Origin of the sequence: Phenylobacterium sp., assembly GCF_035944335.1 — a bacterium.
Classification (GTDB): Bacteria; Pseudomonadota; Alphaproteobacteria; order Caulobacterales; family Caulobacteraceae; genus Phenylobacterium.
The window spans coordinates 51560-76502 of sequence record NZ_DASZBG010000012.1 but is presented as its reverse complement, the minus strand read 5'-3'; the positions used below and the strand labels follow the sequence as shown (position 1 = coordinate 76502).

18 protein-coding genes are annotated in these 24943 nt (G+C 69.7%); 4 read left to right on the top strand and 14 right to left on the bottom strand.

Annotation, left to right across the window (positions count from 1 at the left end):
- The 7 genes from VGT80_RS03315 to VGT80_RS03285 form a co-directional block, all read right to left on the bottom strand.
- Window positions 1–839 (bottom strand): ribonucleotide-diphosphate reductase subunit beta (locus VGT80_RS03315; protein ID WP_414693888.1); only part of this gene is annotated, 839 nt, incomplete at its 3' end.
- 159 nt (window positions 840–998) lie between these two features.
- Window positions 999–1844, bottom strand: coding sequence for a DUF2219 domain-containing protein (locus VGT80_RS03310; RefSeq protein WP_327452853.1), 846 nt, complete (start codon window positions 1842–1844; stop codon window positions 999–1001).
- A 205-nt stretch (window positions 1845–2049) separates the two neighbouring features.
- Window positions 2050–3909 (bottom strand): ribonucleoside-diphosphate reductase subunit alpha, encoded by a 1860-nt coding sequence (locus VGT80_RS03305; protein WP_327452851.1) that lies wholly within the window; start codon window positions 3907–3909, stop codon window positions 2050–2052.
- Between the two features lie 256 nt (window positions 3910–4165).
- Complete coding sequence (locus VGT80_RS03300) at window positions 4166–5947, bottom strand: SLC13 family permease (RefSeq protein ID WP_327452849.1); 1782 nt, start codon at window positions 5945–5947, stop codon at window positions 4166–4168.
- A 90-nt stretch (window positions 5948–6037) separates the two neighbouring features.
- Window positions 6038–6214, bottom strand: a complete 177-nt coding sequence (locus VGT80_RS03295) for a hypothetical protein (protein WP_327452847.1) — start codon at window positions 6212–6214, stop codon at window positions 6038–6040.
- Between the two features lie 58 nt (window positions 6215–6272).
- Window positions 6273–9368 (bottom strand): bifunctional proline dehydrogenase/L-glutamate gamma-semialdehyde dehydrogenase PutA, encoded by a 3096-nt coding sequence (putA, locus tag VGT80_RS03290; RefSeq protein ID WP_327452845.1) that lies wholly within the window; start codon window positions 9366–9368, stop codon window positions 6273–6275.
- A 157-nt stretch (window positions 9369–9525) separates the two neighbouring features.
- Complete coding sequence (locus VGT80_RS03285) at window positions 9526–10740, bottom strand: OmpA family protein (protein WP_327452843.1); 1215 nt, start codon at window positions 10738–10740, stop codon at window positions 9526–9528.
- Window positions 10741–11376: 636 nt separating this feature from the next.
- Here VGT80_RS03285 and VGT80_RS03280 point away from each other — a divergent pair.
- Window positions 11377–11838, top strand: coding sequence for a copper chaperone PCu(A)C (locus tag VGT80_RS03280; RefSeq protein WP_327452841.1), 462 nt, complete (start codon window positions 11377–11379; stop codon window positions 11836–11838).
- 116 nt (window positions 11839–11954) lie between these two features.
- A complete protein-coding gene (locus VGT80_RS03275; RefSeq protein WP_327452839.1) occupies window positions 11955–14030 on the top strand; it encodes a M13 family metallopeptidase in 2076 nt (691 codons plus the stop codon).
- A 298-nt stretch (window positions 14031–14328) separates the two neighbouring features.
- Here the strand turns inward: VGT80_RS03275 and hisG are convergent, their stop codons facing one another.
- The 6 genes from hisG to VGT80_RS03245 form a co-directional block, all read right to left on the bottom strand.
- Window positions 14329–15282 carry an ATP phosphoribosyltransferase gene (hisG, locus tag VGT80_RS03270; RefSeq protein ID WP_327452838.1) on the bottom strand — a complete coding sequence of 318 codons (954 nt, stop codon included), beginning with the start codon at window positions 15280–15282 and terminating at the stop codon, window positions 14329–14331.
- Window positions 15279–16409 (bottom strand): ATP phosphoribosyltransferase regulatory subunit, encoded by a 1131-nt coding sequence (locus VGT80_RS03265; RefSeq protein WP_327452836.1) that lies wholly within the window; start codon window positions 16407–16409, stop codon window positions 15279–15281. The genes hisG and VGT80_RS03265 overlap by 4 nt, the downstream gene beginning before the upstream one ends.
- Window positions 16406–17902, bottom strand: a complete 1497-nt coding sequence (hisS, locus tag VGT80_RS03260) for a histidine--tRNA ligase (RefSeq protein WP_327452834.1) — start codon at window positions 17900–17902, stop codon at window positions 16406–16408. The genes VGT80_RS03265 and hisS overlap by 4 nt, the downstream gene beginning before the upstream one ends.
- Window positions 17903–18164: 262 nt before the next feature.
- Window positions 18165–19754 carry a glucose-6-phosphate isomerase gene (pgi, locus tag VGT80_RS03255; RefSeq protein ID WP_327452832.1) on the bottom strand — a complete coding sequence of 530 codons (1590 nt, stop codon included), beginning with the start codon at window positions 19752–19754 and terminating at the stop codon, window positions 18165–18167.
- A gap of 28 nt (window positions 19755–19782) precedes the next feature.
- Complete coding sequence (locus VGT80_RS03250) at window positions 19783–20409, bottom strand: redoxin domain-containing protein (protein ID WP_327452830.1); 627 nt, start codon at window positions 20407–20409, stop codon at window positions 19783–19785.
- Entirely contained in the window at window positions 20409–22529 is a 2121-nt protein-coding gene (locus VGT80_RS03245) for a protein-disulfide reductase DsbD family protein (RefSeq protein WP_327452828.1), read from the bottom strand. The genes VGT80_RS03250 and VGT80_RS03245 overlap by 1 nt, the downstream gene beginning before the upstream one ends.
- Window positions 22530–22667: 138 nt before the next feature.
- Between VGT80_RS03245 and VGT80_RS03240 the strand changes: the two genes are divergently transcribed.
- Window positions 22668–23060: an acyl dehydratase gene (locus VGT80_RS03240; protein WP_327452826.1), complete on the top strand. Its 393-nt coding sequence runs from the start codon at window positions 22668–22670 to the stop codon at window positions 23058–23060.
- A gap of 4 nt (window positions 23061–23064) precedes the next feature.
- Here the strand turns inward: VGT80_RS03240 and VGT80_RS03235 are convergent, their stop codons facing one another.
- Window positions 23065–23862, bottom strand: coding sequence for a SapC family protein (locus VGT80_RS03235; protein WP_327452824.1), 798 nt, complete (start codon window positions 23860–23862; stop codon window positions 23065–23067).
- A 186-nt stretch (window positions 23863–24048) separates the two neighbouring features.
- Here VGT80_RS03235 and VGT80_RS03230 point away from each other — a divergent pair, with 186 nt between their 5' ends.
- The gene (locus VGT80_RS03230; RefSeq protein WP_327452822.1) at window positions 24049–24933 is read left to right on the top strand and encodes a MaoC/PaaZ C-terminal domain-containing protein; all 885 of its coding nucleotides are present in this window, start codon (window positions 24049–24051) and stop codon (window positions 24931–24933) included.
- Window positions 24934–24943 lie beyond the last annotated feature (10 nt).

Here is a 24943-nt window from a genome sequence, read left to right as displayed (position 1 = left end):
TCCGGCAGCTTCAGCTGGCGCAGGCGCCAGTCGGCGATGAAGCGGATGTACTTCTTGATGTCGTCGGGCGTCATGCCCTGCACCTCGCCGGCCTCGAAGGCCAGGTCGATGAACTTGTCCTCCAGCCCCACCACCGTCTTGCAGCAGTCGACGATGTCGTCGGCGACGGTCTTGGTCACGCAGCCGGTCTCGGCGTTGAAGGCGTGGAACAGCTTGATCATGCCCTCGCAGTGCAGGCTCTCGTCGCGCACCGACCAGGAGATGATCTGGCCCATGCCCTTCATCTTGTTGTGGCGCGGGAAGTTCATCAGCATGGCGAAGCTGGCGAACAGCTGCAGCCCCTCGGTGAAGCCGCCGAACATGGCGAGCGTCCGGGCGATGTCGGCGTTCGTCTCGACGCCGAACTGCTGCATGTAGTCATGCTTGTCGCGCATGGCCTGGAATTCGAGGAAGGCCGTGAACTCCGCATCCGGCATGCCGATGGTCTCCAGGAGGAGCGCGTAGGCGGCGATGTGGATGGTCTCCATGTTGGAAAAGGCCGCCAGCATCATCTTCACCTCGGTGGGTTTGAAGACGCGGGCGTAGCGTTCCATGTAGTTGTCGTTCACCTCGACGTCGGACTGGGTGAAGAACCGGAAGATCTGGGTGAGCAGGTTGCGTTCGCGGTCGTTGAGCTTGGCCGCCCAGTCCTTGCAGTCCTCGCCGAGCGGAATCTCCTCCGGCATCCAGTGGACCTGCTGCTGCTTCTTCCAGAAATCATAGGCCCACGGATAGCGGAAGGGCTTGTAGGCGAAGGACGGGGTGAGCAGGCCGGGCAGGCTTCGGACGTTGGACGGCACGGGAACGCCTCGGGTTGAATCGGAACGACGATCCAAACCGTACCACTACTAATGGGGGCTACTAGCCGTCGCAGCCGCTACATATGTGCACGGTTGCGTGAAACTCTGTGGATGAACCGGGGACGGCCCTTGGGCCGGAGGGCCCGCGGCCGCGGCGCCTCAGGAGTGCGGGCGGATCGACAGCGAGAAGGCGACCATCGAATCGGAGTGGGGATCGACGCCCCACATCATGTGCTGGCCCTTCACCTCGCGGTGCACGAAGCCGAGCGAGGTCTGCATGGACCCCTTGCGCCAGCCGACGCCGACCTGGGTGTCGCCCACCAGCTTGGAGGTGGGGTCGGTGCTCCAGCCGCCGCGGTTCCAGCCGCCGCCGTCGCCGCGCAGCATGTTGAGGCCCACGGCCCGGCCACTGGCCGCGGCGAACAGGTACCAGCGGCCCTGCTGGCCGAAACTCGCGCCGTCGCGCACGCCCATGGCCTTGAGCCGCTCGCCGGCCAGGTCGCTCTTGGAGAGCTGCACCGTGGCGCCGGCTTCGGCCGAGCCGCCGCCGGAGCTGTCGCCGCCGATCACGCCGAGGCCGGCGTGCGGCGAGACGTCGAACGCCAGGTGGCCGGTGTCGTAGCTGATGGCGCCCGGCCAGTGGCGGATCAGGGCGATCTCGTAGGACCTGGGGTCGATGTCGGCGCGGCGCGTGAGCGGCAGCTCGCCGGGCGCGCCGAACAGGGCGCCTTCGCGGATGCGCAGGGAATCGACCGGCCCGGCCCCGTAGGCGCCGGTCAGCCGGCTCTCAGTCCCGCTCCAGCCGACCAGGCCACCGCCCGGCGCATAGCTGTCGTGGTCCAGGAGGCGGCCGATCGGGTCGGCGTCGCTGGCGGGGGCGTTCGGCAGGAAAGCAGCTTGCGTCAGCGCCTGGGCCGACGACGTGGGCGCCGCGGACGTCGCGGCGAGCGCAGCGCTCGATCCGCTACAGCCCAGGACGATGGCCAGAATAGCCAACCGCCTCATCAAACGTTTCTCCCAGCCCGTCTGCTGTATAGCGCAGTTACGCCACACAATTCCACGAACAAGCAAAGCCGCAAAGCCAAATACGGTTCCCGAGCCCGTGCAATTGTCAGGCCAGGGCCCGAATTGCCTCATTCGGAAGCGCCCGATGGCGCGGGTTCCTGACTAGACAGACGTCACAAGAGAATTATGACCTCAGTAGCCGAGCTTATTGGCAGGCGAGGCATTCCTCGTAGTCGGTCTTCTCCTGGCCGGAGATGTCGACGACCGCCAGGGCCTCGCCCCCCGCGTGCGCCGCCCGCTGCACCGACTTGGAACGCAGGTAGTAGAGGCTCTTGCAGCCCCGTTCCCAGGCCATCCAGTGGAGCATGTGCAGGTCCCACTTATCCACGTCGCCGGGTAGGAAGACGTTGATCGACTGCGACTGGCAGACGTCCGGCGTGCGATCGGCGGCGAGTTCGATGACCCAGCGCTGGTCGATCTCGAAGGCGGTCTTGTAGACGTCCTTCTCGTCTTGGCTGAGGCAGTCGAGGTGCGCCACCGAACCTTCGTGCGCGAGGATCCCGTCCCAGACGGCGGCGCTGTTCTGGCCCTTCGCCTCGAGCAGCTGCTCCAGGTAGGGGTTCTTCACCGCGAACGTGCCCGAGAGCGTCTTGTGGGAATAGATGTTGGCCGGGATCGGCTCGATACCGGCGCTGGTGCCGCCGCAGATGATCGAGATCGAGGCGGTCGGCGCGATCGCCAGCTTGTGGGAAAAACGCTCCATCACCCCCCTGTCGGCGGCGTCGGGGCACGGACCGCGCTCGGCGGCCAGGGTGCGCGAGGCGGCGTCGCACTGGCGGCGCAGCGTCTTGAAGAGCCGCATGTTCCAGCTCTTGGCCAGCGCGCTCTCGAACGGCACGTTCTGGCTCTGCAGGAACGAGTGGAAGCCCATCAGGCCCAGGCCAACCGAGCGCTCGCGCTTGGCGGCGTAGACGGCGTTGGCCATCTCCGGCGGCGCGCGCTGGATGAAGTCCTCCAGCACATTGTCGAGGAAGCGCATGACGTCCTCGATGAAGGTCGGATGATCGCGCCACTCCAGGAACTTCTCGGCGTTGACCGAGGAGAGGCAGCAGACCGCGGTGCGCTCGACGCCCAGATGGTCCTTGCCCGTGTGCAGCATGATCTCGGAGCAGAGGTTCGACTGGCGGACCTTCAGGCCGAGGTCGCGCTGGTGGGCCGGCATCGAGCGGTTCACCGTGTCGGCGAAGATCAGGTAGGGCTCGCCGGTCTGCAGGCGGATCTCGAGGATCTTCTGCCAGAGCGAGCGGGCGTCGACTTCGCGGACCACCTCGCCCGTCTTCGGCGAGCGGAGGCCGAACATAGCCCCGTCGCGGACGGCCTCCATGAACTCGTCGGTGATCGAGATGCCGTGGTGCAGGTTGAGCGACTTGCGGTTGAAGTCGCCGGAGGGTTTGCGGATCTCGAGGAACTCCTCGATCTCCGGATGGTGTACGTCGAGATAGACCGCCGCCGAGCCGCGGCGCAGCGAGCCCTGGCTGATCGCCAGAGTGAGTGAGTCCATCACGCGGATGAAGGGGATGATGCCGCTGGTCTGGCCCGCGCCCTTCACCTTCTCGCCGATCGAGCGGACGCCGCCCCAATAGGTGCCGATGCCGCCGCCGTTGGAGGCCAGGGCCACGTTCTCGTTCCAGACGCCCTGGATGCCTTCAAGACTGTCGGGCACGGCGTTGAGGAAGCAGGAAATCGGCAGGCCGCGATTGGCGCCGCCGTTCGACAGAACCGGCGTCGAGGGCATGAACCACAGCCGCGAAATATAGTCGTACACCCGCTGGGCATGGTCGGCGTCGTCGGCGTAGGCGGTGGCCACGCGGGCGAACATGTCCTGGTAGGACTCGCCCGGCAGCAGGTAACGGTCCTCCAGCGTCGTCTTGCCGAAATCGGTCAGCAGGGCGTCGCGCGCGCGGTCGACCTCGACCTTCTTCACCAGCTGCAGTTGCGGGCGCTCAGGGCGCGCCTGGACCTCGCTCGAAACCTCGGCAATCCCAACCTTCGCCGCTTCGCTCATCGTCCCAAACCCATACTCTGTGTGGGACCCCGGTCTCCCGGCCTTGGGTCCCGCGCCCCCAAGATGTTGTGGGCCAGACGGCCAGACAACCCACATATGGGGACACAGAGCCTAAGGAGTCGTCAATGAGGACGCCGGTTCGGCGCCCAGGTTTTTTTTGTTAACGAGGCCTTAACGGCGCCGGCCAGCCCTCGACAGATCAAGGCTTTGGCCGAACCGGAGGCGCCGGCGCTCACGAGAGTGTGACCGTCCCGTGTCAGCCCCGCAGCGGCCAAACCAGAGCTATGAGCGGGATGCCCACCACCAGGACGAGCAAACTGAGGGGGGCGCCCAATCGGGGGTAGTCGGAGAACCGATAGCCGCCCGGCGCCATGACCAGGGTGTTGCATTGGTGGCCGATGGGCGTGAGGAAGTCGCAGGCCGCGCCCACCGCCACGCTCATCAGGAAGGCGTCGGGATTGAGATGCAGCCGCACGGCGAGACCGGCGGCGATCGGCCCGAAGACCAGCACGGTCGGCGCATTGTGCATGAAGGGCGCGCTGACCATCGCCAGCAGCATCATCAGGCCCATGGCCAGCATCGGCGGAGCGAGGTCCAGGACCTGCGACAGGTAGCCGGCCACCAAGTCCGCGCCGCCGGTGGCGTGGATCGCCTCGCCCACCGGGATCAGCGCGCCGATCAGCACCAGCACGGGTCCGTCCAGCGCGGCATAGGCGTCGCGCATCCGAAGGCCCCCGAACGCCACCATGGCCACGGCCGCGGCGAAGAAGGCGATGGCCACCGGCGCCAGGTGGAAGGCGATGGACAGCATGGCGGCCGCCAGGATGGCGGCCGGCGCGAGCGCCCGGCGGATGCCGCCCAGCCGCACCTCGCGCTCGGCGAGCGGCAGGAGGCCGAGCTCGGTGAGGGCCGCGGGCAAGGTGCGCTCGCCGCCCTGGATCATCAGGATATCGCCCGGTCGCAGGCGCGTCCGGTTGATGACCTGGGTCAGGCGATAGCCGCTGCGGCTGACCGCCAGCAGGTTGACGCCGTAGCGCCCGTACAGGTCCATCCGCTGGGCCGTCTTGCCGGCCAGGGGCGAATGGGCCTCCACCACCACCTCGGCGACATGGGCGTCCTCGGTCGGCTCCTCCATGGCGACGGGCTTGTCGGAGCGGGTGAGCGTCAACTTCGCCTGCGCGATGAGCGCCTCGAGCGCGCCCTGGTCGCCTTCCAGCAACAGCTTGTCGCCGGGCTTCAGCACCGTGGCGCCGTGCGGCGTGGACCTCCGCGTCCCACTGCGCAGCAGGGCGACCACGCTGACGTCGCCCTGGGCCTGGGCGTGCAGATCGGCGACGCGGCGCTTCTCCACCGGCCAGTCCTGCGGCACCTCGACCTGGGTGACGTAGGGCTTGGCTTCGAGCGCGGCGTCGAGGGTCACCGCCGGGGCGCGCGGTTTCGACAAGAGCCGGTATCCGAAGGCCAGGAAGACCACCCCGAGCCCGGTCAACGCCAGGCCGACGGGGGCGAAGTCGTACATGCCGAACGGCTTGCCGAAGAGCTCCTGCCGCACCTGGGAAACGATGATGTTCGGCGAGGTGCCGACCAGGGTGACGAGGCCGCCCAGCAGCGACGCGAAGCTCATCGGCATCAGCAGGGAGGACGGCGACGTCCCGGTCTTGCGAGCCGTCTGCAAGGCGATGGGCATCATGATGGCCAGCGCGCCGACGTTCTTGGTGGTCATGGAAAGCAGGGCGACGGCTGAAACGAACACCGGAACCTGGGTCCGCGCGCTCTTCAGCCTGGGCGTGATGGGCCGCAGCAGCGCTTCGATGATGCCCGAGCGCGCGAAGCCGGCGCTGACCACCAGCGCACAGGCGATGATCACCACCACGTCGTTGGAAAAGCCGTCGAACGCCTTCTTGGGCGAGACGAGGCCGAGCGCCACCGAGGCCAGCAACGCCGCCAGCGAGATCAGGTCATAACGGAATCGGCCCCAGATGAAGCAGCCAATCGTGGCGACGACCAGGCCAAAGGCCAGCGCCTGGTGCAGCGTCATGTGCTCTCCCTGACCCGGGCCCCCGAGAGGCCGTCCCGGAGAGCGCAACGCACAGCGCGCGCCGAAGGGTTCAGCCCGGTCGCAGGGAGTCTATTGCGACTCGAGCGGCGCCTTGATCGGCTCAGGGCGATCCGGCGTTGTCGGGTCGGCCGGCTTGTCTCCGCCAGGACTCCACTGGCCGCCATAGACGGAGGAGTCCTTCGGCTGGTTTGGCGTGGGCTTGGCGTCCGACGTATCGGGCCTTGGGCGTGGATCGGGGTCGGGCATGGGCCGCTCCTTCAACCCGTCCTAACGGCTGGGCTGACGGTTCGGGTGCGCACGGACCTCAGGGATTGAGGTTGAGCAGCGCCGGGTCGCCGCCCTGAGCGGCGATATTGACGCTGACCGCCCGCTCGACGGCGTAGCGCAGGAGGGCGTGGGGGCCGCCGGCCTTGGGGCCGGTGCCGGAGAGGCCCTCGCCGCCGAACGGCTGGACGCCGACCACCGCCCCGATCATCGAGCGGTTCACATAGGCGTTGCCGGCCGGCACGGTCCTCTGCACCTCCTCGGCGAAGCTTTCCAGGCGGCTGTGGACGCCCAGGGTGAGGCCGTAGCCGGCTTCCACCAGCGGCCGCGCGGCGGCCGCCAGATCGGCGGCGTCGTAGCGCACCACGTGCAGGATGGGCCCGAACACCTCCCGCTGCAGGGAGGCCGCCGAAGGGATCTCCGCGAGCACGGGCCCGAAGAAGTGGCCGCCTTTCGGCGCTGGCAGGCGGTGTAACACCCGACCTTCCGCGGCCAGCCGCTCGGCGTGGACCTCCAGGGCGGCCAGCGCCTCGTCGTCGATCACCGGGCCGATGTCGGTACGCGGGTCGGCCGGATCGCCCAGCACCAGGGCGTCCATGGCCCCGGAAAGCCCCTCGATCAGCAGGTCGGCGGTGTCGTTGGGCGCGAACAGCATCCTGAGCGCCGAGCAGCGCTGGCCGGTGGAGCCGAAGGCCGAGGCGATGACGTCGTCGATGACCTGTTCGCGCAGCGCGGTGGTGTCCACGAACATGGCGTTCAGACCGCCGGTCTCGGCGATGAAGGGGACGATCGGCCCCTTGCGCGCTGCGAGCGTACGGTTGATCGCCCACGCCGTCTCCGTGCCGCCGGTGAAGGCGACGCCCGCGCAATCCTTGTGCGCCACCAGCGCCTGACCGACGCTCGCGCCGTCGCCGGGCAGCAGATGCAGGACGTCGCCCGGCAATCCGGCCTTATGAAACAGGCGCACCGCCGCCGCGGCGATCAGAGGGGTCTGTTCGGCGGGCTTGGCCACGACGGCGTTGCCGGCGGCGAGCGCGGCGGCGATCTGGCCGGTGAAGATGGCCAGCGGGAAGTTCCACGGGCTGATGCAGGCGAAGACGCCGCGGCCGTGCAGCGACAGCCGGTTGGTCTCGCCGACCGGACCTCGCAGGGTCTCGGGCGAGGCGAACTGGGTCTCGGCCAGGTGGGCGTAGTAGCGGCAGAAGTCAGCCGCCTCGCGCACCTCGGCGACGCCGTCGCTCAGCGTCTTGCCCGCCTCGCGGGCGCAGATGGCCACCAGCCGTTCGCGATGGGCCTCGAGCGCGTCGGCCATGGCCCGCAGGATGGGCGCACGGCCCTCGCCCCCGAGCGCCTCCCAGCCCGGCTGGGCGGCGCGGGCGGCGACATAGGCGGCGTCGACCTGGTCGGAGGACGCATTCCAGGCGCGGCCGATGACGCGGGAAAGGTCGGAGGGTGAGACGCGGTCCTGCGGCTGTTTGGCCGGCGCGAGCTTTCCGCTGACGATCGGCCCCGCCTCCAGCCGTCCGCCGTCGAGCGCCGCGATCGCCTCGGCGAGCTTCGCCCGGTCCTGCGCCGTGGAAAGGTCCATGCCGGTCGAGTTGCGGCGGCTTGGCCCATAGAGGTCCACCGGCAACGGAATGCGCGCGTGCGGCCCGCCGCCGGCCGCCTCGACCTGGGAGATGGGATCGGAGACGACTTTCTCGACGGACGTCCGCTCGTCCAGCAAGGCGTGGACGAACGAGGTGTTGGCGCCGTTCTCCAGCAGTCGGCGGACCAGGTAGGGCAGCAGGTCCTCGTGGCTGCCGACCGGCGCATAGACGCGCAAGGGGAAGTCGCCGTAGCGGTCGCGGGCGCCGGCGTAGAGCGCCTCGCCCATGCCGTGCAGCCGCTGGAACTCGGGGCTCAGCCCCATCTGCCGGGCCATCTGGCGCACCGCGGCCAGGGTGTGGGCGTTGTGGGTGGCGAATTGGGCGTAAAGGTGGGGCGCCGCGGCCAGGAGGGCCCGCGCGCAGACGAGGTAGGAGAGGTCGGTCGCGGCCTTGGTCGTATAGACCGGATAGCCGGGCAGGCCGGCGACCTGGGCACGCTTGATCTCGCTATCCCAATAGGCGCCCTTGACCAGGCGAACCATCAGGCGCCGGCCGCTGCCGCGCGCGATGTCGGCGACGGCGGCGACGGCCTGCGGTCCGCGCTTCTGGTAGGCCTGGACGGCGAGGCCGAGGCCGTTCCAATCGCCCAGGGATGGCTCGCGGGCCAGCCGATCGAGCAGCTCGAGCGAGAGGACCAGGCGGTCGGCCTCCTCGGCGTCGAGGGTCAGGTTGATGTCGGCGGCGGCGGCGAGTTCGGCGAGCCTGAACGCGCGCGGATAGAGCTCGGCCCAGACGCGGTCGGCCTCGCGGGCTTCGTACCGGGGCGACAGCGCCGAGAGCTTCACCGAGACGCCGTGCCCGGTCTCCGGGCCCTTTCCTTTCGACCGCTTGCCGACCACCTGGATGGCGGCGGCGTAGGCCTTCTCGTAGCGTTCGGCGTCAGCCGCCGTGCGGGCCCCCTCGCCCAGCATGTCGAAGGAGCAGACGAAACCGTCCTGATCGGCGCGCTTGATGGCCTTGTCGATAGTGGCGCCCAGCACGAACTGCTCGCCCATGATGCGGACCGCGGCGCCCACCGCGCGGCGAATCACCGGCTCGCCCAGACGGCCGGCGAGACGGCGGATGAAGCCCGGCAGGTCGGCCTGCGCCTCCTCGTCCGGGTCGATGATCTTGCCGGTGAGCATCAGGCTCCACGTGGAGGCGTTCACCAGCAGCGAATCGGACTGCCCGGCGTGGCTCGCCCAGTCGGCCGATGAGATCTTCTCGGCGATCAGCCGGTCACGGGTCTCTTCATCGGGCGTGCGCAGAAGGGCCTCGGCCAGGCACATGAGCGCCAGGCCCTCGCGGGTGGACAGGCTGAATTCCTGCAGGAAGCTCTCGACGACGCCCTGCTTTCGGGCGCTGCGGCGGGCGGCGCGGACCAAGGCCTCGGCCTCGGCGCGGACGCCCGCGCGGTCCTCCTGGGTCAGGGGTTGGCTGGCCAGGGCGGCGGCGATCGCCGAGCGCTCATCCGCAAATTTTACCCCGTCCAGGTGATCGAAGGACATGTCTGTTCCGCGCATGGCCGGGACAATGGGAATTCTTACGCCGAAGGCAAGCTCTGCGAGCGTTTCCGCCCCTTCATGGGGAGGGAGACCAAATGCAAAGAGCCCGGCGTTTCCGCCGGGCTCTCGCAAACTTCCGAAGAAGCCGTCGTGATCGAAATTAGAAGTTGATGTCGATCGTCGAACGACGGTTCAGCGGTTCCTTCACGCCATCGCCGGTCTGGACGGCCGGTTGGGTCTTGCCCTTCCAGTCGACCGACAGGGCGGTCTGGGCGACGCCCAGGCCGACCAGCGCATCGGCCACCGCCTTCGCGCGGCGCTCCGACAGACGCATGTTGTAGGGGCCGGAACCCGAGGTGTCGGTGTGACCGACCACCACCACCTTGGTCGCGTGACCGTTGTTGGCGTAGGTCGCGGCCTCTTGCACCACCTGCTGCGCTTCCGGCGTCAGGATGTACTGATCGAACGGGAAGTACACGATGAACTGCTTCGCCTCGAAGGCCGGCGGCGGAGGCGGCGGCGGCGGAGGCGGAGGCGGCGGGGGAGGCGGCGGCGGGGGCGGAGGCGGCGGAGGCGGCGGCGGCGGCGGCGGTGCGGCGAACGAATACCGCAGGCCGAGCGTCACCGAGTCGTCCTTGTACTTGCCCTTGAAGTTGCCCGGCTGCAGGCCACCCGGAGACGAACCGACCGAGGTGAAGGTCATGTCCGCACCGCTGAGGTAGCGGTAGGTCAGGTCGACGTTCAGGCGATCGGTCGCCTTCCACGCCACGCCCGCCAGCACTTGCCAGGCGAACACGGTGTCGTTGTCGCTGACCGTCAGGTTCTGGAAGGCGGGATTGGCGCCGCCCAGGGGGGTGATCACGCCGGTGACGTTGGAGAACTGGCCGGTCGTGTGGACTGCGATCGAGTTCACGCCGATGCCGGCGCCGATGAACGGATCGAGCGCCGAATTGGGCATGATGTCGTAGATGACATTGCCCAGCACGGTCCAGGAGTTGATGTCGCCGGTCGGCGAACCGCAGTTCGGGGCCGCAGCCGAACGGATCACGCCGGGGGTGCAGAGCCCGATGACGGCTTGGTTGGTCCCGCCGAGGACCGACTTGATGTCGCCGGGGCGGTAGCCGACTTCCAGCTCGACGCGCCAGTGATCGCTGACCTGGTAGCCCAGGCGCGCGAAGCCGGTCCAATCGTTCTTCTGGTTGAAGTCCCAGATATAGGGAATGCCGTTGGCGGCGATGTTGGACGATGTGGCCCGCATGGGCTCTGGCCAGTGATAGCCAATATCAGCCGCGCCATACCAGCCGACTTCAGCAGCGGCGCCGGACGCGGTGAAGAGCGCGGCCAAGGCGGCTCCCGCCAGGAGTTTGAACTTCATTTCTCAGAGCCCTCTCGTTGCCCTCAGTGCTGCGGCCTATTGACCCAGCACGTTTATATCAAGCCCCTTCGATTACGTAAGTGTCGCCGAAGCCACACTCTTTCCGCAATCTCAAGGCCTCAATCAGCCTGAACCAGGACGCTATACGACTATTACCTCTGCAAGCAATGCGAAGGCGGAGAGGCGAGCCCCCCGGTGACCGATTCCGATCGTCCTGGCATTCGTCGGAATCATCAAATGACTTGCGAACACTTGTCTCGTGTTCTGTGGCGATAGCTGACGCCTCGGCGCGCCCGCGGCGCGAAGTGGCGGCAATTGCTTGTAAATCCCGCATGACGGCGCAGCTTGCCCGACGCAGCCCGGCGGCCGCGGACGATCGTTCCGCAAGCTCCTCAACGGGATCGAACGACGACATACGCCCCACCTACTCACGCGACGCGCCCCTGTTGCGCCGGGCCTACAACGTTCACGGCTGCGCTTGGTTCCTTGCGCCGACGCAAGATCCACGGCCGCAATTCGGTCGCCAATCCGGCGCGGCTGGGGCGCCTGCGCCGTGGGAGATCCCCGTGGTGGTCCGATTTTGCGATTTTGCGTGGACGGCCTAGAGACCCGCCGTCCTGGCGAGGAGCCTGCCCGATGCGTCGTCCGATCCTGCTTGCCTGTATGGCGCTGGCCGTGGCGCCGGCGGCCGTTGCCAAGCCTGGCCCGAGCCGGGTGGAGGTTCGCGAGCCGTGGAGCCGGCCGGCCGTCGCCGGCGGAAACGGCGTGGGCTACATGCTGCTGGTCAACCGCGGCCGGACCGCGAAGGCCCTGGCGCGGGTCGAAAGCCCCGCCGCGCGCCGCGTGGAGATGCATCGATCGAGTCTCGACCACGGCGTCATGAGCATGGCCGCCCAGCCCAGCATCGAGATCCCGGCGGGCGGCGCGGTGGTTTTCGCGCCGGGGGCATATCACCTGATGTTCGTGGACCTGGGCCGGGCGTTGAAGCCCGGCGATCGGCTTCCCGCGACCCTGGTCTTCTCCGACGGTCGTCGGCTGCCGGTGGCCTTCGCCGTCGGCTCCGGCGTCGGACCGCCGCATGCCGCGGGCGGGGCATGACGTCGCGCCGACGATTGCGTCCTCGGCTCGCCGCAATCATGAGCGAAAAGTAAGGTCTCAAACCGGCGCGCGCGGGGCATGGTCGCGTCCAAACCATCTCAGGGTGAATTGCATCTATGAAGACCTTCTGGCTTGGGGCCGCCGCGACGGCCGCCCTTCTTTCCGCGTGCCCGGCCCTCGCCGCGCCGGCGGCCTCGCCCGCGCCGGCCGTGCAGCCGACCACGGCGGACCTCACCAAGGCGCCGCGGCTCGGCGCCTGGGGCTATGACCTCAGCGGGCGCGATCCCAGCGTCAGCGCCGGCGACGACTTCTTCCAGTACGCTAACGGCAGCTATCTGAAGTCGTTGGTCATCCCCGCCGACCGGACGCGGTACGGCGCCTTCGATTCGCTGAACGAGCTGTCGCAGAACCGCATGCGCGCGGTGGTCGAGAAGACCGCCGCCGACAAGGCCGCGACCGGGCCCCGAGCTCAAGTGGGCGCGCTCTACCGAAGCTTCCAGGGCGAGGCCAAGGTCAATGCGCTGGGCGCCAAGCCGATGGCCGCGGACCTCGCGAAGATCAGGGCGCTGAGGACGCGGGCCGAGATCGCCCGCCACATGGGCGCGACCACCGGAGCCTTCGGCGGCTCGATCTTCTCGGCCTCGATCGCCGAGGACGCCAAGGATCCGGACCACTATGCGGTCTATCTGGGCCAGGCGGGCCTCGGCCTGCCGGATCGGGACTATTATCTGGAGCCTGGCTTCGCGCCGCAGAAGGCCAGGTACGAACAGTATGTGGCCAGGATTCTGACGCTGACCCACTGGCCGAAGCCTGCGGAGAACGCCAAGGCGATCGTCGCGCTGGAGACCGAGATCGCCAAGGTCTCCTGGACTCGCGCCGAGCGCCGCGATGACGACAAGATGTACAATGCGACGCCCGTAGCCGACCTCGCCAAGCTGGCGCCGGGCTTCGACTGGGCGGCCTATCTGCAAGGCGCCAAGCTGAGCAAGGTCAGCCAGGTGGTCGTGGGCGAGAAGACCGCCTTCCCGAAGATCGCCGACCTCTACGCCAAGGCCCCGATCGAGACCCTGAAGGCCTGGCAGGCCTTCACCCTCGTGGACCAGGCCGCGCCCTACCTCTCCAAGGCCTTCGACGACGCCCACTTCGATTTCCACAACAAGACCCTGGGCGGCCAGCAGGCGCAGCAGCCGCGTTGGAAGCGCAGCGTCGCCCTCGTCGACAGCCAGATCGGCGAGGCGCTGGGCCGCCTCTATGTCGAGGCCTACTTCCCCGCCGAGAGCAAGGCCAAGATGCTGACCCTGGTGGGCGACATCCGCACCGCCATGCGGGCGCGCATCGAGAAGCTCGACTGGATGAGCCCGACCACCAAGGCCAAGGCCTTCGAGAAGCTCGACAGCCTGCGGGTGAAGATCGGCTATCCCGACAAGTGGCGCGACTATTCCGGCCTGGTGATCAAGGACGCCGACCTCTACGGAAACGTCGAGCGGGCCTCGGCCTTCGATTGGGCCTTCCGGGTCGGGCGGCTGGGCGGGCCGGTGGACAAGGCCGAGTGGGGCATGACGCCCCCGACGATCAACGCCTACTACAACCCGACCGGCAACGAGATCGTCTTTCCGGCCGCGATCCTGCAGCCGCCGTTCTTCGATCCGCAGGGCGACGCGGCGATCAACTACGGCGCCATCGGTGGGGTGATCGGTCACGAGCTGACCCACGGATTCGACGACCAGGGCCGCCGTTACGACGCCAAGGGCCGGCTCACCGACTGGTGGACGCCGGAGGACGCCAAGCGCTTCGAGGTCGAGGCGACCAAGCTCGGCAAGGAATACGGAAACTTCGAGGTGCTGCCGGGCGCCAAGATCAACGGCGACCTGACCATGGGCGAGAACATCGCCGACCTCGGCGGCCTTCTCCTGGCGCTCGACGCCTATCACGCCTCGCTGCATGGCCAGCCGGCGCCGATCATCGACGGCCTGACCGGCGACCAGCGGGTGTTCCTCGGCTGGGCGCAGGTCTGGCGGGGCAAGACCCGCGACGATCGGCTGCGCCAGCAGCTGGTCTCCGATCCGCACTCGCCGAACCAGGCGCGGGTCGACGTGCCGGTGCGCAACATCGACGCCTTCTACGAGGCGTTCGGGGTCAAGGCTGGCGACAAGATGTACGTGGCCCCGGCGGACCGAGTGCGGATCTGGTAGCGCGGCGCGCATCCCTCCTCTTCAGGGTAGGGATGCGCTTTTTTGACGATTCCGGGAAAAAATTTGGCCCGCCGCGGGGGATAATCGCAGCGGGCCTGATCTTGAGCAGTCGCTCGAATGAGCGGGCGTTTCCTCCCCGAAACGCCGGAGACCTCAGGACTGATGCCTTCATGTCTCTCGCGTCGTGAAGGAACGGCAATTTTCTGCCCGAGTCAACGGCTTGCGGGGTGTTTCGCAGCAAGGCTCGATCAGAATTTCGCGAGCTCGCACAAATTTACGCCGTCTTTTGACGCGATCGTCAAATAACCCGTTCTTTCAGGGCGTCGAACGCCGGGCAGGCCACGTCGAACACGAAGTCGGGGCGCGCGGCGGTGACCGGGCCGAGGCCCGCGGCCGTCAGCGCCAGCGACGCCTCCGCCAGCTGGCCGGCCTCCACCAGGAGGCCATGCGGCCGCCGGCTGGCGCCGGCGCTCACCAGCCGGTCGACCACCGCGGCTTCCGCCGCATCGCCGGCCGCGGGCCAGGTGAGGGTCGCGCTGCGCAGCGCCGCGGTGCGGGCCTCGACGACGCGGAGCAACCGCTCGGCGCTGGCCAACTGATCGGCCGACCAGCGGGCCTTGAGGCTCGCGGCGAGTTGCGCCTGGCTTCTCAGGATCACGCCGTCGGCCAGCACCTTCAGCCCGTTCGCGGCCAGCGTCGCGCCGGTGGTGGTGATGTCGACCACCAGCTCGGCCGCGCCGGCGGCCGGCGCGCCTTCGGTGGCGCCACCGGACTCGGTGATCCGGTAGTCGGCCACGCCGTGGCGGGTGAAGAAGACCCGGGTCTGAGCGAGGTATTTGGTGGCGACGCGCATGCGTCGGCCGGTGCGGGCGAGGTAGTCGTGCGCCACCTCCTCCAGGTCGGCCATGGTCTCGACGTCGAGCCAACTCTTGGGCGCCGCTACCACCAGATCGGCGCGGCCGAAGCCCAGCGCCTTCAGCAGGAGGGCGCGGCCATCGAGATCCTCGCCGCGCTCGCGCAGCAGGTCCTCGCCGGTGACCCCGAGGTGGACTTCACCCGCGTCCACCGCCTCGGCGATATCGGCGGCCGACAGCAGCCGCACCTGGGCGTTCGGCAACCCCTTGAGCACGCCGAGATAGCCCCGCGCGCCGCCCGAGGCCGCCAGGTCCAGGCCGCAGTCGGCGAGCCAGGCTTCCACCTGCTCCTTCAGCCGGCCCTTGGACGGGACGGCGATGATCAAGGGCCCGCTCACGCCTCGCCTCCCGCGAAGGCGCGCCAGGGACGCACCATGCAGCCGACCGCCCGCCCCGGTCCGCCGCCCAGGCGGGCGAGCAGTCCGTCGTAGCGGCCGCCGACGGCCACCGGCCGGTCCGGGCCCAAGGCTTCACTGCGCACCTCAAAGGTCAGGCCGTCGTAGTAGTCGAAGGCGTGGCCAAGCGCGGGGGCGAAACGCATCCGGTCGGCCGGCACGCTGCGGGCCAGATCCGTCAGCCGAGCGTCCCAGACGGCGAGGGCGGCTGTGAGCGCCTTGGCCTTGCCGCCGGCCAGTCCGCGCACCCTCGCGAGGCCGGCCGCGGCGGGCTCGGAAATCGCCATGAAGGCGGCGATGGCCTGGGCCTCGGGCTGGCCAAGCGCCGGCGCGGCGGCGGCTTCGGCGCGGCGCACCAGGCGGGCGGCGATCTCGGCGGGGCCGCGACCGCCCACCGGCTCGATGCCGGCCAGGGCCCAGACCTCCTCCAGGAGGGCGGCCGTATCGCCTTCGGAGCGGCCGGCGAGCAGGGCGGCGAGCTGGCCTTGGTTGGCGGCCGGCGCGGCCACGTGGCCGGCGCGGGCGAGTTCGGCCTGCAGCAGGCGGGGGCGGCCCGCCACCCGCTTCAGCCGCGCCGAAAGCGTCGCCGGGAGCCCCAGGGATTCGATGAAGGCGGCGAACAGGCCCACGTCGCCCAGCCACAGGCTGAGGTCAGAGCGCCCGCCGGCCGTGGCGGCCCGCCAGGCGAGGCCGGCGATCTCGGCGTCCGCCGCCGCGCCGTCGCCGGAGGGGGGCGCGAACGCCTCCACGCCCATCTGCACGAACTCTTCCGGCCGCTCGGTCCCCGGGGCGGCGCGGAACGCCGGGCCTTCATAGAAATAGCGTCCGGAGGCTGCGCCGCCGTCCAGGTGGCGCCGCGCCACCGCCACGGTGAAGTCGGGCCGCAGGCAAAGCTCCGCGCCGCCTTCCGCCTGGACCACGAACAGGCGCGCGCGCATGGCTTCGCCCGCGAGATCGAGCAGCAGGCCGAGCGGCTGCAGGATGGGCGCATCGACCGACTCGGCGCCGGGGCCGAGCGCTGCGCGGATGGCTTCGAGCGCCTTGGTCGGGACCGGGGGCTCGGTCCTCACAGCTGGGAGTCCAGGATCTTGCCGATCGTCGCCACCAGCTCCGCGCGGGGCACGGTCACCTGCCCCGGCCGTTCGGCGCGCCAGGCGGCGTTGTCGGTGACGCCTTTGGACAAGGCCCGACCGAGGTCGAGGTCCTTCACCGTGGCGGTCCCGGCGGCGAACTCGTCCTCGCCGATGATCACCGCGGCCGGCGACAACCGGCGGTCGGCGTATTTCATCTGCGCCCGCAGGCCGGACTGGCCGAGATAGACCTCGGCGGCGACACCGGCAGCGCGCAGCTCGCCGGCGACGGCGAAATAGTCGGCCATGCGCGCCTCGTCGAAGACGATGACCACCACCGGGCCGCGCGCCTCGGCGGCGGCGTCCTGGCCGGCCGCCCGCAGCGCCGCGGCAAGGCGCGAGACGCCGAAGGAGAAGCCGGTGGCCGGCACGCGCTCGCCGGTGAAGCGGGCCACGAGATCGTCGTAGCGGCCGCCGCCACCCACCGAGCCGAAGCGGACCGACCGGCCCTTCTCGTCGGTTGTCCCGAGCAGCAGCTCGGCCTCAAAGACGGCGCCGGTGTAATATTCGAGCCCCCGCACCACCGAAGGATCGAACACCGCGCCCTGCGCGCCCACGCCCAGGCTCGTCAGCGCCCGATCGATGGCCTCCAGGTCTGCGAGACCCTCATCGCCCTCGGCCGAACCGCCGATCACATTGGCCAGCTGGCCGAGGGTGTCGCCGCGGCCCGCGCCGACGGCAGTAAAGGCCAAGACGCGCTCGGCGGCGGCCGCGTTCAGCCCCGCGCCCTTGGTGAAGGCGCCGGACTCGTCCTTGCGGCCGTCGCCCAGCAGCAGGCGCACCCCGTCGGGGCCCAGGCGGTCGAGCTTGTCGACGGCGCGCAGCACGGCGAGCTTCTGGCCGTCGTCGATGACGCCGGCGGTCGCCATCAGGCCGTTGAGCAGCTTGCGGCTGTTGATCTTCAGGATCGCCGAGCCGGCCGGCACGCCGGCGGCCTGCAGGCCCTCGACCGCCATGGCGATGATCTCGGCGTCTGCCTCGGGACGGGCCGAGCCCACCGTGTCGGCGTCGCACTGCACGAACTCGCGGAAGCGGCCCGGGCCCGGCTTCTCGTTGCGCCACACCGGCCCGAAGGCGTAGCGGCGGAAGGGCTTGGCCAGGGTCTCCCAGTTCTGGGCGGCGAAGCGCGCGAGCGGCGCGGTCAGGTCGTAGCGCAGCGCCATCCACGGCCCATTGCCATCGGCATCCGGATCGTCCTGCAACGAGAACACGCCCTCGTTGGGCCGATCGGCGTCGGGCAGGAACTTGCCCAGCGCGTCGGCATATTCGAAGGCCGGCGTGTCCAGCGGCTCGAAACCATAGCGCTCATAGACCGCGGACACCGCCGTCAGGATCCTCCGCTCGTCGACGAGGTCGCGGGCGCGGCGGTCGATGAAGCCGCGCGGGGTGCGGGCGTCCGGCCTCGATGCGTCGGACTTGGCAGCGTCGGTCATGCCGCCGCGCTTAGCGGTTGCGGCGGCTTCGCTCAAGAAAGGGTTCTGAGAAGTAAGATCCATCGGTCGGTCCTGGTGAAGGGTCGACGGACGGAGCTCGGTCAGCAAGCCCCGTCCGCATCGGCGGGGCTCGGAAAGGGTTCGCTATCTAAGCCAAGCGCGCCCAGGCCGATCCCGCGAGGGTCGGATGGTGGTGGTCGTGATGATGCGCGAAGCCGCTCATGGGGGCGGGCCTATAGCCGAGGATCGTGAAGAAAGCGAGTCAGCGCAGCTGGGCGATCAGGGCCGCGGTCGAGGGATCGTGGGCGCCGGCCGGGCCGCCTTCCAGTTCGCCGAGCACGCGCGTCGCCAGACTCTTGCCGAGCTCGACGCCCCACTGGTCGAAGCTGTTGATGCCCCAGAGCACGCCTTCCACGAACACCTTGTGCTCATAGAGCGCGATCAGGGCGCCCAGCGCCCGCGGCGTCAGGCGGTCCATCAGCAGGAAGGCCGTCGGCCGATCGCCCGGGAAGGTGCGCTGCGGCGCGAGCGCGTCGATCTCCGCGGCGGCAAGCCCCTTGGCTTCGAGCTCGGCGCGGACGTCGGCCTCGGTGCGGCCCACCATCAGGGCTTCGGCCTGGGCGATCGCGTTGGCCAGGAGCTTCTTCTGCGCAGCCGGATCGCCCTCGCTGGCCTCGCGCACGGCCAGGATGTCGACGGGGATCACGTCGGTCCCCTGGTGCAGCATCTGGAAGAAGGCGTGCTGGCCGTTGGTGCCGGCGTCGCCGAACACCGCCGCCGCGGTCGCATGCGCCACGGGCCGCCCGGCCGCGTCCACACGCTTGCCGTTGGACTCCATCTCCAGCTGCTGCAGGAAGTCTGCGAAGAGGCCCAGGCGCTGGGCGTAGGGCACGACCGCGCGGGTGGGCCGGCCGAGGCCGTTGCGGTTGAACACATGGGCCAGGGCCAGCAGCACCGGGGCGTTGGCCTCCAGCCGCGCGCTCGCGAAGTGGGCGTCCATGGCCGCGGCGCCGGCGAGCAATTGCTCGAAGACCTCGTAGCCGAGCGCGACGGCGCACGAGAGGCCGACGGCCGACCACAGGGAATAGCGGCCGCCCACCCAGTCCCAGAAGGCGAACACCTGGTCGGCGGGCACGCCGAAGGCCTGGGCCTTGTCGGGCGCGGCGGACACCGCGACGAGATGGCTGTCGGCGTCCGGGCCCAGGCCGGCGCGAAGCCAGGCGCGGGCGGTCTCGGCGTTGGTCAGGGTCTCCAGCGTGGTGAAGGTCTTGGAGACGACGACGACGAGGGTGGTGGCCGGATCGAGGCCGGTCAGCGCCTGGGCGAGTTCGTTCGGATCGACATTGGCCGCGAAGCGCAGCTCGATCTTGGGGTCCAGCGGCTTGAGGGCTTCCCAGATCAACCGTGGGCCGAGGTCGGAGCCGCCGATGCCGATGTGGACGATCGCCCGCGTCGGGCCGGCGCAGACCTTGGCGGCGAAGGCCTTGATCTTGGCGCGGGTGGCCTCGACCTCGGCGGAGACCGGCTTCCCGTCGGCGCGGAAGTCGGCGCCGGCCGGCGCGCGCAGCGCCATGTGCAACGCCGGCCGGCCTTCGGAGGCGTTGACGATTTCGCCGGCGAACAGGGCCGAGCGCCTGGCCTCGACGCCGGCGGCGCGCGCCAGTCCGAGGGCGGTATCCAGATCGGCCAGCGACCAAGGTTGTTTGGAGAGGTCGAGCTTCAGCCCCGCGGCGCTCACGCTAAGCCGCGCCAGCCGATCGGGCTCGGCGTCGAACAGGGCCGCGATCCGCCGCGCCTTGGCGGCGACGCCGGCGGCTTTGAGACGGCTCCAGGCGGCGTCAATCTCAGACAAGCGACGATCCATTCGAAATGGGTTCGGGTCAGCCCCCGAAGGGAGCAGTCGGGGCGTACTTAACGCTGCAGCCGTAGGGTCGGGTCACCGGTTGCGCAACAGGCCGATGCGCCTTCAGGTCGGCGAGCGCCAGGGCCACATAGTTGGTGGCGCCCTTGAGGCTGGCGGGGTCCACGTAGGGCCGGTCGTCGATTCCGCCCATGTAGACCAGCCGCCCCGCCCGATCGACGATGAACATGTGCGGCGTGGTCTTGGCCTCGTAGGCGCGGGCCACCTTGGCGTCGTCGTCGATCAACACCGCGGTGGCGTGGCTCTTCACCTTGCGCTTCCAGCGGACCACCTCGGCGGGCGTCATGAATTCCGCCGAGCGAGGCGGGGCGGTCATTACCGTCAGCCAGACGACGCCGTCGCGACGCGCCTTGGCCTGCAGGCGCTGCATGTTGCCAGAATCGTAGTGCTTGTGGCTGTAAGGGCAGGCGTCGCTGGTCCATTCCAGCACCACGATCTTGCCCTTGAAATCCTCGAGCGACCGCGTCTTGCCGGTCTCGTCGGTCGCGCGGAACGCCGGCGCGGGGGCGTTCAGCTCCGGCGCGGCGAGGGCGGGAAAGGCCGCCGCCAATCCAGCCGCGGCGAGCAGAATCCTGCGGGTCAGCATCAGCCCTTCGCGGCGGCCTCCAAGGCTCTCAGGACCACGCCCCGGGTGAGGATGGCAGGCAGGACCTGCGGCTCGCCGCCGTTCGCGCCATAGACCAGATAGAGGGGCACCCCGGCCCGGCCGTAGCGGGCGAGCTCGGCGGCGATCACCGGATCGCGCTTGGTCCAGTCGGCTTTCAGATAGACCACCTTATCGGCCTTCATGGCCTCGGCCACCGACCGGGTGGAGATCACCACGCGGTCGTTTACCTGGCAGGAGACGCACCAAGCGGCGGTGTAGTTGACAAACACCGGCCGGCCCTGCGCGCGCAGGTCGGCGAGGCGCTCGGGGCTGTAGGCCTCCCAGGCGGCGTCAGCGGACTTGGCCCCGGCGCTGTCGCCGGAGGTTTCGGCGTAGGCGGGCCAGATGACGCCGGCCAGGGCCGCGGCGCCCAGGAGGGCGGCGAACGAGACGAGCGCCACGGGACGCTGACCCCGGGCGGCGCTGCGCTGGGCGGCGCCGGCCAACCAGGCGGCCAGCGCCAGTACGATGGCGGCGATGAAGATGCGGGCGAGCGCGGTCTCGCCGGCCTGGATGGTCAGCACCCAGGCGAGCCAGGCGGCCGCACCGTACATCGGGAAGGCCAGCGCCTTGCGGAAGGCGTCCATCCAGGGTCCGGGCTTCGGCAGCCGGGCGAGCAGGCCCGGCCAGAAGGTCGCCGCCACGAACGGCATGGCGAAGCCTATGCCCAGCGCCAGGAACACGGTCAGGGCGGCCGCCGCCGGCTGGGTTAGGGCCCAGCCCACCGATGCGCCCATGAACGGCGCCGTGCAGGGGGCCGCGACCACCACGGCCAGCGCGCCGGTGAAGAGGTCGCCGACCAGGCCGCCGCGCGACGCGGCGCCGGAGCCCAGGCCCTGCAGCGAGGTCCCGACCTCGAACACCCCGGAAAGGTCGAGCGCCACCGCCAGCATGAGGAGGGCGAGCACCGCCACCACCGGCGGCGACTGCAGCTGGAAGCCCCAGCCGATCGCCGCGCCGGCCGCCTTCAGGCCGATCAGCAGGCCCGCCAGGGCCAGGAAGGTGATCAGCGCCCCGGCCCCGAACGCCAGGCCGTGCCTGCGCGCCTCCCCCGCTTGCGCGCCGCCGCCGTGGGCCGCGAGCGAGGCGGCCTTCATGGCGAGGATCGGGAAGACGCAGGGCATCAGGTTGAGGATCAAACCGCCCACGAAGGCGAACACCGCCGCGGTGATGAGGCCGAGGCCAGCCCCGCCGGCCGCGCCCTTGGGCGCCGGCGGCCCCAGGCCCGCAGCGCCGGCCGGCGGCGGGCCGGAGGTCGCGGCGACCTCGTAGGCCTTGCCGTCGAGCGCCAGCACCCCGCCCATGGCGGCGGGAGCGGCCGCGCCCTGGAAGGCGTAGCCGGGGGTGAGCGTCAGGGTCAGGCCGTCCGGGCCGCGCTCGACGCGCTGCGGCTTGGCATGGTCGATGACGGTCGAGTCGAAAGGATAGAAGTAGACGTCATGGACCTCCGCGCCCTTCAGCGGCGCGCCGACGATCGCCAGCGCGACCATGGCGCCCTTCTTCTGAAAGACCGCGGTGAGGCCGGCGGGCTTCGGCGTGGCGGCCAGCGTCGCGGCGATCTTCTGGCCCCACTGCGGATCGGTGGCGGCTGGCCCCGCCACCACCGGCAGAGCGATCTGCAGGGTCGCGTCCTCGGGCACGCAGATATCCTTGCAGACCAGGAACGAGGCGGCGGCTTTCAGGGTGATGGCCTGGCCGGGCTTGGCGTCGGCGGGCGCGGTGATGGCGACGGGCAAGACGACGTCGTCCTCGTAGCCGTAGTTGACCAGGGGACCGACCGGCAGGCGCCTGGGCGTCGGCCAGACGATGTCGCCGGCCTTCCAGCCGGACGGCAGGGTCCATTTCAGCCGCGTCGGCTCGCCGGAGTCGCCGGCGTTGCGCCAATAGGTGTGCCACCCCGGCTGGATCTTCTGATGCAGGGCGATATAGGCCGTCTGGCCCGGCGCGATCCCCTGGGTCTGCGACACGAGCTCGGCGCTCAGGTGACCGGTGTTGATCGGGGCGGCCGCCGCGGCCGTCGAAACGGCCAGGAACGCCAGGATCGCGGCAAGCCAGCGCATCGTCACCCTCGTCATCGCCCCCGCGTGATACCGCGGCTATATGGCGTGGAAGGGGCGGAGACGCAAAGCAAGGCTCGACGCGGGTCGCCTAGACCGTTCTGATGGCGCAACCAAGTTCGCCAACCGGAGAGTTCGCCCGTGCCCGCCCGCTTCGACGATATCGAGATCGGCCAGGTCGAGTCGCTTGGGGCCATGGCCGTCGACGCCGAGGCGCTGGACGGCTTCATCAAGGCCTTCGCACCGGGCTGGACGGCCGACCGCGGCGCGCCGGACGCCATGGTCTATGCGATCTGGGCCAAGCTCGACGCGGTGGCCCACACCGACTGGCCGCAGACCAAGCGGCTCGGCGTCGACGCCCTGCGCTGGATGCGCAATCCGCCGGTCGGCGAGCTGTTGCGCGGCCGCATGACGGTCATGGCCAAGGACCCGGTGGGCGAGGGCAAGGGCATCGTCATCTGCCAGCACGACCTCCTCGACGAGGCGGGCCGGCTGGTCTTCTCGTGCCTGACGCGGGGCGTGTTCGCGAGATAAAGCGTTACGCGTTCGCCGCGGCGGGCGTTTGCGGGGCGCGGGCCAGGGCCAGCGCGACGAGGCGGTCCCAGCCGACCAGCGACAGCAGGTGGGCGTAGATCTGCCCCAGCGCGCCGTTATCGCGGATTTCCGTCAGCTTCTCGATGGGAAGCGCGTTCAGCTTCTCCTCCGAGACCCCGAAATAGTCGGCGATCTTCTGCGGCTCGCCGGTCGTGCCGTCGGCGTTCATCGGCGTGAAATTGGCGACCTTGCTCTCGAACAGGTCGAGATCCTTGAGGATCTGCACGAAGGCGATCGTGCGCTGACGCTCCTGCTCGAAGTTGTTGCAGAACTCCATGCAGCGCTGGGTGTACTCGCTGGGCTTGCCGTCCTTCTCGAAGAACGGCATGTCGCCGCCCTCGACGATGAAGTCGGCGTTGCGGTCGATGCACAGCACCATCTTCTGCGCATCGTCGTCCTGGGCGAAGACGAAGGGGTAGCGGCGGATATAGGCCGGGATGTAGATGCCCGGATCGAACAGGCCGTTCTCGCCCACGAACATGTTGTCGCCGGCGTTCAGGCCCATGACGGCGATCGGGGTCTTGTCGTCACCCACGAAGATGATCGGGCCGGAGACCGCGGCCAGCGGGAACTCGCCCACGGTCAGCGGAACGGCGTGGCCGGCCTTGGCGAAGCGGAACGGCTTGTCGCTCTGGACCACGCCCAGCTTGCCGTGCAGCTCGGGGCTCAGCGGCTCGGGCTTGGAATAGAACAGGACGTTGCCGGAAATCTGGCCGGGCATCTGGGCGGTGGTGGTGGTCATCGAAGCCTTCGAAAATCGAGGAGCTGGGCCGTGGCGAGCACGCCACGGCGCAAGGTCGCCGCTTCTAACCGATCGGGGCCGGGGCGGCAATTGAGGCGCCACGCCGCTTGCCGCCGGTGCGCTTCGGGGCTTCAATCGCCGCTATAGAGACGACGCCCCTCGCCCATACTCCGGAGGACCGATTTCATGCCGATCTATTATCCCGACATCCTCGAGCAGAAGACCGAGCCCCGCACCTTCACCTATGGCGACAAGGACGTGATGCTCTACGCGCTTGGCGTCGGCATGGGCCGCGACCCGATGGACGAGCGCGAGCTGCCGTTCGTCTACGAGAAGGACCTCAAGGTGGTGCCGACCGCGGCCACGGTGCTGGCCGCCGGCGCGGGCCGCCGCGCCGCGCAGAACGTGGAGCAGAAGCAAGGCCTGCGGGTCAGCCAGCTGAACTATCTGATGGTCGTCCACGGCGAGCAGAAGGTGGAGCTGCACAAGCCCCTCCCCGCCGCCGGCTCGTTCACCGCCGCCAGCCGCACCATCGGCGCCTTCGACAAGGGCAAGGACAAGGGCGCGGTGGTGGTCAACGAGACCGTCTGGACCGACGACAAGGGCGAGAAGGTCGCCACCCTCACCGGCTCGACCTTCGCGCGCGGCGACGGCGGGTTCGGCGGGCCTTCGGACGGCGCGCCGGAGCCGCATGCGACGCCGACCCGCAAGCCGGACATCTCCGTGCCCATCGAGACGCGGCCCGACCAGGCGCTCATCTATCGCCTGAACGGCGACCGCAACCCGCTGCACTCCGATCCGGACGTGGCCAAGCGGGCCGGCTTCCCGCGGCCGATCCTGCACGGGCTGTGCACCTATGGGATCACCTGCCGCGCCGTGCTGCAGGAGATCTGCGACTACGATCCGCAGCAGATCCTCAGCCACCAGGCGCGGTTCTCGGCCCCGGTGTTCCCGGGCGACACCGTGACCGTCGATCTCTGGAAGGACGGCGACGTGGTCTCCTTCGAGGCCCGGGTGCTGGACCGCGGCGCGACCGTGATCCGCAACGGCAAGACCGTGCTGCGGAGCTAGAGGCAAGACG